10 protein-coding genes are annotated in these 7,929 nt (G+C 39.0%); 7 read left to right on the top strand and 3 right to left on the bottom strand.

Features of this window, described 5'->3' with window-relative positions; translation table 11 throughout:
* Positions 1-595 precede the first annotated feature (595 nt).
* Genes DXA15_RS18085 through DXA15_RS18070 form a run of 4 tightly spaced genes read left to right on the top strand, consistent with a single transcriptional unit; the run spans position 596 to position 2,156 of the window.
* Complete coding sequence (locus tag DXA15_RS18085; protein WP_128134946.1) at positions 596-1,039, top strand: HU family DNA-binding protein; 444 nt, start codon at positions 596-598, stop codon at positions 1,037-1,039.
* Between the two features lie 51 nt (positions 1,040-1,090).
* Positions 1,091-1,309: a hypothetical protein gene (locus DXA15_RS18080; protein ID WP_007659354.1), complete on the top strand. Its 219-nt coding sequence runs from the start codon at positions 1,091-1,093 to the stop codon at positions 1,307-1,309.
* Complete coding sequence (locus tag DXA15_RS18075) at positions 1,290-1,700, top strand: D-Ala-D-Ala carboxypeptidase family metallohydrolase (RefSeq protein ID WP_128134945.1); 411 nt, start codon at positions 1,290-1,292, stop codon at positions 1,698-1,700. The genes DXA15_RS18080 and DXA15_RS18075 overlap by 20 nt, the downstream gene beginning before the upstream one ends.
* Before the next feature lie 12 nt (positions 1,701-1,712).
* The gene (locus DXA15_RS18070) at positions 1,713-2,156 is read left to right on the top strand and encodes a hypothetical protein (RefSeq protein WP_128134944.1); all 444 of its coding nucleotides are present in this window, start codon (positions 1,713-1,715) and stop codon (positions 2,154-2,156) included.
* Positions 2,157-2,182: 26 nt separating this feature from the next.
* On the opposite strand, the gene DXA15_RS18065 is transcribed toward DXA15_RS18070, so the two are convergent.
* From DXA15_RS18065 to trxA, 3 genes are all read right to left on the bottom strand, one after another.
* Positions 2,183-2,752 (bottom strand): YdeI family protein, encoded by a 570-nt coding sequence (locus DXA15_RS18065; protein ID WP_128134943.1) that lies wholly within the window; start codon positions 2,750-2,752, stop codon positions 2,183-2,185.
* A 5-nt stretch (positions 2,753-2,757) separates the two neighbouring features.
* Entirely contained in the window at positions 2,758-3,573 is an 816-nt protein-coding gene (locus DXA15_RS18060) for a transglutaminase-like domain-containing protein (protein ID WP_128134942.1), read from the bottom strand.
* Positions 3,574-3,694: 121 nt separating this feature from the next.
* Positions 3,695-4,189, bottom strand: coding sequence for a thioredoxin (gene trxA, locus DXA15_RS18055; RefSeq protein WP_128134941.1), 495 nt, complete (start codon positions 4,187-4,189; stop codon positions 3,695-3,697).
* A gap of 341 nt (positions 4,190-4,530) precedes the next feature.
* Here trxA and DXA15_RS27685 point away from each other — a divergent pair, with 341 nt between their 5' ends.
* Genes DXA15_RS27685 through DXA15_RS18045 form a run of 3 tightly spaced genes read left to right on the top strand, consistent with a single transcriptional unit; the run spans position 4,531 to position 7,924 of the window.
* Entirely contained in the window at positions 4,531-4,665 is a 135-nt protein-coding gene (locus tag DXA15_RS27685; RefSeq protein WP_255419980.1) for a hypothetical protein, read from the top strand.
* On the top strand, positions 4,665-5,696 hold the full coding sequence (locus DXA15_RS18050; protein WP_122328208.1) for a pesticidal protein Cry7Aa: 1,032 nt from the start codon (positions 4,665-4,667) through the stop codon (positions 5,694-5,696). The genes DXA15_RS27685 and DXA15_RS18050 overlap by 1 nt, the downstream gene beginning before the upstream one ends.
* Positions 5,693-7,924, top strand: coding sequence for a glycosyltransferase (locus DXA15_RS18045; RefSeq protein ID WP_128134940.1), 2,232 nt, complete (start codon positions 5,693-5,695; stop codon positions 7,922-7,924). The genes DXA15_RS18050 and DXA15_RS18045 overlap by 4 nt, the downstream gene beginning before the upstream one ends.
* Positions 7,925-7,929: the final 5 nt, after the last annotated feature.

Raw genomic sequence — 7,929 nt, 5'->3', positions numbered from 1 at the left:
TGTTTAATAAGACTAATTTCAATGATGTCAAAGAACAATTTAATCCCCTTATTCCGGGATTATTTGATTAATTAATAACTCGTCCCGATTTTAACGGGACACTAGTGATTATTGAGATATAATTATGAACTTGTAATGTGATTGTTTGCGGAGATTAATGTCTGTATTTGCCGTATAATATGCGGAGAATATAAGTGCTAATCTCCGCATACAGTATATTGGCATCACTTGTTTTCTATAAATGACTTATATTCTGTTATTCGATACCCTCTCGGGTATTTATTGCGTGATTATATTAAAAAGAGTACCTGAAAGGGTATCAAATTTGTTAAGAGAAGTCATTAAATAACCTAAATTTGTCCCTAAGAATCTCACGTAATAATCATTATTTTCCTGATAAACGTTAAATAAGAACCTAAATCGATCGGTGTGATGGTTCGTGAAAAATGGTATTTTAAGATTTTGGTTGTTCCTAAAGTCTTATTATATATTGTTTTACATGATGCTTCCGTGCCGATCTTTGCATATATCCCTACCTGTACCTTTGTATCGTTCCCCTGGAAACAGTAGTATTAATCATTAAAATAGAAAAGCTATGACACTGAAATTTAGAAAGGTGCAGCGCAAGGTTCTTAGCGGTGACGATAAGGACAAGGTGAAGACTTATGCGATGGCGCGGTCGTCGAACTATTGCGATATGGATAAGTTGTGTGAATTGATCTTCAGCCGCTCGGCGATGTCGAGTGCTGATGTGAAGGCGATACTTGATTCGTTAAACTGGGCGATGAGCCTGGAGCTTCGTTCGGGTAGTATTGTACAGGTGGGTGAGTTCGGTAGTTTTCGTCTTTCGATTCGTTCGAAAGGTGCGGAGACGGCGGATGCTTTCAATGCTTCCCTGATAAAAAAGGCACGGGTGATATTCTCGCCGGGTACCAGTCTGCGCTGGATGAGTGAGATCGTGAAGTTTGAAGAGGATGAAGATACGAAACCTAAAAAAGAAGAAGGTTCCGGTGGAGATGACAGACCGGAAATTGAATAATTGAAAATGGTAAATTGAGGATTACTTGATTGAAAGAGGAAAGGGGAACGTATGAAAAAAAGACTGACTATTCAATTGGTAATGGCAATCCTGCTCGTAATGAGCGGGATTGTTCTTCTTTTCTCCGGTTTCTGGATTGCTCCGAAAGGGGAGATTCATAATAGTGTGCTGGTGGCTTTCGGGGAAACCTGCACATTTGCCGGGGCTTTGTTTGGAGTGGATTATTCGTATAAAATTAAATCGGTACAAAATGAAAGAGAGGATAAGTAGGGATTTTACTTGGGAAGAAATGACGTATAGCCGGGTGGCGGTAGAGAACGGGTTGCTGAATGAGCCGCCGTTTGAGGTGAAGCAGGCTATGATGGAGTTGGTGAAACGGTTGTTACAGCCGTTGCGGGTGGCTTATGGGAAGCCGATTGCGATTACAAGCGGTTACCGGAGTCCGGAGGTGAACAGGTTGGTGGGCGGCGTGCCTTCGAGCCAGCATATGAAAGGAGAGGCTGCGGATTGTTATGTGCCTGATCCGAAGGAGCTACTGGATGTGTTGCTTTATTGTAAGTTACCTTTCGATCAAGCGATTCTTTATAAACGAAAGAAGTTCCTGCATTTGTCGTTTCGGGTAAATGGAGAGAATCGTTATCAGGTGATCATTAATAAATGAAGGGGGATAGGTATGGATATGTGGGGTAGAAGTTTGCTTGTTTCGGTTGGTTTGTTGGTTATTTTGCTGTCCGGTTGTAGTGTCGGGCGGCGTAGTGTGCAACACCGGGAGATAAGAGAAGAGGTGCATAGTATTCATAGTGATAGTATGTTGTTGAAAAATTTGTATCAGGCTTCTCGCAATAAGGTGATCGATATAGAGCATATCGTGTTCGATAGCTGCCGGTTGAATGGGATGCAGTCCGTTACTCGTGTCGCTATTAAGGAACAGGGGGAGGAGGTGGTTGAATCGGTTGTTAGTTCTGGTTCTGTAGATGAGAACTGTTTTGCCGGTTCTGATTCTTTTCAGAAAGGTAGTACTGTGGAGTTTTCTTATCCAAAGCGTATGTTGGTGATTGGGGTGGTGTTGTTGGTTTGTTCGTTATATATAGGTATAACATTTAGAAAGCAGAAGTAAAATTCGTGCCAGCATTTTATGAGAGATTAATAGTATTTTCCAATTCCCCCAAATCCAGTTATAATTTTATTTTCTTTCGTTTTATTGATAAAGTTGTTTAGCCGTTTTTCAAATTCAACAGGCCGTTTCCTTGCTGCTTCAATGTATGCAATTCGGATACGTTTATATGGGTCGGAAAAGTGTTGATAATTTTTCCATGCTGTTTTATCTGCTTTCAATCTGTCAATTATATCATCTGGAAAAATAAAAGGGTCAGACAAAATAGTTCGTATTTTATCCTCAAATTTAGGGTGTATCATTTTATTTTCCAATAACCATTTAAGTCTTTCTTTGTTGGCTTGCGAGTAAGTACTTTTAGGGTTTCTAGGCGTGAAGCGCTGAATTTTATGTTCTTTGTCAAGCGATTTTATCGTACTGTCAATCCATTCGAAACAAAGGGCTTCTTCAACGGCATCATTGTATATAATGCTTTTTTTACCTGATGATTTCTGAGGAAAGACAAACCAAATTTCATCTTTGATTTCAAAATTGTCTGTCAGCCACTTTCTCCAGTCTTCCCGATTTTCAAAGTACTTTATTTTATTCTCTGTTGTCATAATGGTTATCTTTTGGTAAACTCAATCGGTTCGATGTCATAATTTAGGGTTTTGATGTCGCAGTCTTCGTAATCTATCCCGTAACGCATCCTAACCATACCAAAATGCGGGCTGATATACGATGGGAAAGTCGGATCGACAGAACACCAACCAGCACCTTCTATATAGCATTCGGGCCAGGCATGGGTGCTTTCGGCTTTCCATTCAGGGACATAGCAATATCCTACAGCAAAACGAGTCGGTATATTCATGTAGCGCATCAATGCGGTAAATACATTCGTGTATTCGCTACAAGTACCTTTCCTTGTCTGGATAACGGTATTGACATCTACGGTTCTGCAAATTCCTGCATCAATCTGTTTGGCAATGGAATTGGATGGTGATAAATAGGTATAAACAAATTTGAGAGCTTTCTCTATTATAATGAAGGTCTGCGTTTCATCCTTAAACAGTGTATCGGCAATTTGTCTAATGTGTTCGTTTTGTGCATCTATTAACGGGGTAGATTGTAAAAATCGGGCGATCTCTCTGTCGTATTCCCGTGATTTGTCATACTTGGCTTCTTTCATTTTAGCCAGTTTGCTTCCATCCAGGTAGGGATTGATAGTTGTAAGTGATATTTCGTAATTATCTCCGTTTTTCGAAATTTGTGTAATCCGCTGGGGATAACAGTCTATTGCTTTAATATCGGGCTTCTTCACTGTAAAGGTGAAATTGACGGTATCCTGATTAGCCAGGCGGAAGTATTTGGAATATGATTGTGCAAAAACTGACTGTGCAATAAACATACACATAATCAGCATAAATGGGTATTTACTCATGACGTTTCGTTTTATGATTTACAAACGATGACAAAGTTAGTAAATATTTAGATGTTATGATGATTATGGGGAATAAACCTTTGGATGGGGAAATTTTCAGGTAGAGTAAGCGAAAAACAAATTACTTTTTCAGTAAAATTGATTCTATCTTTTCCTTTAACTGATCTTTAGGCATTGCTCCCTGAAGCATTTGGGGTTTTCCTTCCATAGGGATGTATAGAAGGGCCGGTATTCCCTGAATGCCGAATGCCTGGGCCAACTCTGTTTCTTTATCTACATCGACTTTGTAAATGTTGATCTGTCCGGCATATTCTTTGGCAAGCTGTTCCAGTGAAGGAGCGATCATCTTACAGGGACCGCACCAGTCGGCATAGAAGTCGATGATGGCAGGTTTGTCTCCGAGATATTTCCACTCATTTGGATTTGCTTCATAGTTGTATATCTTTTTTAGGAAGTCCGCCTTTGTAATATGTACAGGTGCAGCTGCTTGCTTTCCTGTTACTTCCGTGGTTGAAGTTGTTTCATTACTGTTGTTTTTGGCTTGTCCTTTACAGGATACTAAAGTCATGAAACCTACAACTAAAACCAGTAATGTGAAGATTCTTTTTGTATTCATTTTATTCTATTTTGGTGTTGATAATTATTTCTACTATAAAATTGTTTTATATGAAATTATAATGCAAACATATATTCTATTATCTAATACAACAAGTTTCTAGTGGAAAATATTTTCATGGATAACATAGTTTCACAGAAATGACTTGATTCTACAGATTTGAAAGATTTATTGCCTATATCTTTTTAATGCATTAACACTTTGAGGCGAAACGTGCAATGTGAATTATAAACTCTTATAGTTATTAAAGAATAATACTTCAGCATATATAACAGAATGGAGTTTATTATCCGTAACTTGCAAAGAATAGAGTTTATAAATTTGCTGTAAAACAATGTGTTATGAAAGGTAAAGAGAGTAAGAAAGAAAAGAAAAAGGAAAAGTCTTCTGCTGACAAAGCAAAAACTCAGACTGACTACCAGCGTGAAAAGACGAGTAAGCAAGACAAAGGTTTTAATCTGATAACTAAAACATAATGGTAACCATCAAAAGAGAAGGTATTATTCTTGAATGTACTGATTTGAATTTTGAAAGCGAAAGTGTAATGAATCCGGCTGTGATAGCCGAAGAAAATACTGTACATATGTTATACCGTGCAGTAAGAGAAGGGAATTATTCAACTATTGGCTATTGCAGGCTGGAAGGACCATTGAAAGTGGTTCAACGAAATAAAGAACCTTTAATCAGTCCTGAATTTGATTATGAAAGCCAGGGAGTGGAAGATCCCAGAATAGTAAAAATTGGAGATGTGTATTATCTGACTTATACGGCCTATGATGGCATGAGTGCTGTCGGGGCATATGCCGTATCTGGCGATCTGGCTCATTTTGAAAAGAAAGGAGTGATCACCTCACAATTCACATTCCGGCAATTCAAAAGATTGATGATGTCGCATGAGCATCTGATTGGTAAATATTTTCGTTCGTATAACAAACGGGAATCTAAGACAAATTCTGGCAAGAAGATTTATCTGACGGATAAGAACGTAGTGTTTTTCCCGCGTAAGATTAATGGGAAATTTTATTTTATGCATCGTATCAAACCGGATATACAATTGGTTTGTGTGGAGAAGTTGGAGGATTTAACGACCAAATTTTGGACTGATTATTTCATTGACTTCTCCAACAAGATCCTTTTAAAACCCCAGTATGATCATGAAGCCAGTTATATAGGAGCTGGCTGTCCTCCGATAGAAACACCAGAAGGATGGTTGCTGATCTATCATAGCGTGTATGATACACCGGGCGGATATGTCTATTCAGCTTGTGCTGCTTTATTGGATCTGAATGATCCGTCAATAGAACTGGCGCGATTGCCTTATCCTTTATTTACTCCTGATACGGATTATGAATTGCTGGGTGTAGTGAACAGAGTATGTTTCCCGACCGGAACAGCCTTGTTCGATGACAGACTTTATATTTATTATGGGGCGGCAGATAAATGTATAGCTTGTATATCTGTGAAACTGCAAGAGTTAGTGAATGAATTAATAACCCATAAGAAATGAATAATATATTATGCATAACAACTTATCCTCCGCGGGAGTGTGGTATCGCTACCTTTTCCGCCGATTTGATCCGGACAATTCTTTATAAATTCGGGAACTCTTATTCATTTAAGGTGTGTGCGTTGGAATCGGACTCAGAGAAACACATTTACTCTGATAAGGTAAAATATACGCTGAATACTTCGGATGCCAATGATTATGCGGTCATTGGCAGGAAGATCAACCAGGATGCGGATACAAACCTGGTCCTGATACAACATGAATTCGGTCTTTATAAAGAACATGAGGATGAGTTTCTGCAATTTGTAAAATCTATAACAAAACCGGTTGTGATTGTTTTTCATACGGTTTTGCCGAATCCTGTTATTTCGTTAAAGAATTATCTCCGGGAGTTGGCTGCGGCCTGTGACGCTATTGTTGTCATGACGCAGATTTCCAAACGAATCTTGTTGCTGGATTATGGGATGGAGGAAGAGAAAATTAATGTGATCCCTCACGGAACGCATCTGGTTGCGCATCAGGATAAGCGTTTTTTAAAAGATAAATACCGGGTTTCGGGAAGAAGAGTTCTTTCAACATTCGGTTTGCTAAGTGCCGGAAAGAGTATTGAAACAACTTTGGAAGCTTTGCCTGCTATTGTAAAAGAGAATCCGACGGTTTTGTTTGTTGTCATAGGCAAGACGCACCCGACAGTCTTTAAAGAAGAAGGGGAAAAATACCGGGAAATGCTCAAAGCTAAAGTTTCTGAGTTGGGAATGACTGATCATGTCCGGTTTGTAAACTTTTATTTGGATTTGTCGACATTGCTTGAATATCTGCAACTAACAGATGTTTACTTGTTTACGTCGTGCGATCCTAATCAGGCAGTCAGTGGAACGTTCGTCTATGCATTAAGTTGTGGGTGTCCTATTATAGCCACTCCGATACCTCATGCATTGGAGCTTTTAAAGGATAATTCGGGAATCATTTTTGACTTTAAGAATCCGCTACAATTGGCTGAAGCAACAAACCGGTTATTGGCGAGTGAAAGCCTTCGGTCAAAAATGAGGATTGCCGGTTTGCAGAAAACGGCGGCTACTGCCTGGGAGAATACTGCCATTTTATATGCTTTATTGTTTAAAAAGGTATTAGAGGAGAAGGATGGATTGGATTATTCCTTGCCTCCAATAAATATAGCGCATATTAAAAGGATGAGCCGGAGTTTTGCTATGATCCAATTCTCGAAGGGTAATCGCCCGGATATAAAAACAGGATATACACTGGATGATAATGCCCGGGCTCTAATGGCACTTTGTCAGGTATATGTGGAAATGAGGGATGTTTCTTGTGAAAAGTATATCAGGAGCTATTTGAATTTCATAAAATTTTGTTTGCAGCCGGATGGCTCGTTCCTGAATTATGTGGATAAAGAACTGGCTTTTACCGGCCAAAATCAGGAGGTTGGTTTGGAAGACAGTAATGGAAGAGCTGTTTGTGCTTTAGGCTATTTTATCTCGCATGGGGATAAATATCCGGATGAGTGGACTGCCGAGGCGATTCAGATATTCAGGAAAACGCTTCATAAATTATCCTTGTTTCAGTCTCCGCGCAGTATCGCTTTTGCATTGAAGGGGGTGTGCTTTTATAACCGGCGATACCCACGTCCGGAACTCATTTCATTAATCAATGTCCTGGCTGATAAACTGGTTGGATATTATAAACAAAGTACTGACGGGAGTTGGTTATGGTTTGAATCTTATCTGACTTATGACAATTGTGTGTTGTCGGAAGGATTGCTTTTTGCTTATCAGGCAACCGGAAATGATGAATATAAAATGATAGCAAAAGAATCTTTTGACTTCTTATTGAGTAAGATTTTCGTTGAAGATCGGATTAAAGTAATATCCAACCAGGGATGGCTGCATAAAGAAAAGAAAGGATTGAATTACGGTGAACAACCGATTGATGTGGCTAGCACGGTCATGACATTGGCTACCTTTTATAAGGTATTCAAGGAAAATGATTATTTGTTAAAACAGAAAAAAGCCTTTGACTGGTTTTTAGGTCATAATCATTTACATCAGATACTTTATAACCCGGCAACAGGGGGCTGTTATGACGGATTGGAAGAAAATAATATAAACTTGAATCAAGGGGCGGAATCGACAGTCTGTTATTTAATGGCCAGGCTGTCTGTGGTAAATAATATCAGTCAAAGTTATAACGTCCCGAAAGGGGATTTCCAGTAAAAAAA

It is taken from the genome of Parabacteroides sp. AM58-2XD, from assembly GCF_003463685.1.
Taxonomy (GTDB): Bacteria; Bacteroidota; Bacteroidia; order Bacteroidales; family Tannerellaceae; genus Parabacteroides; species Parabacteroides segnis.
This window is presented reverse-complemented; position numbering and strand designations above follow the sequence as displayed.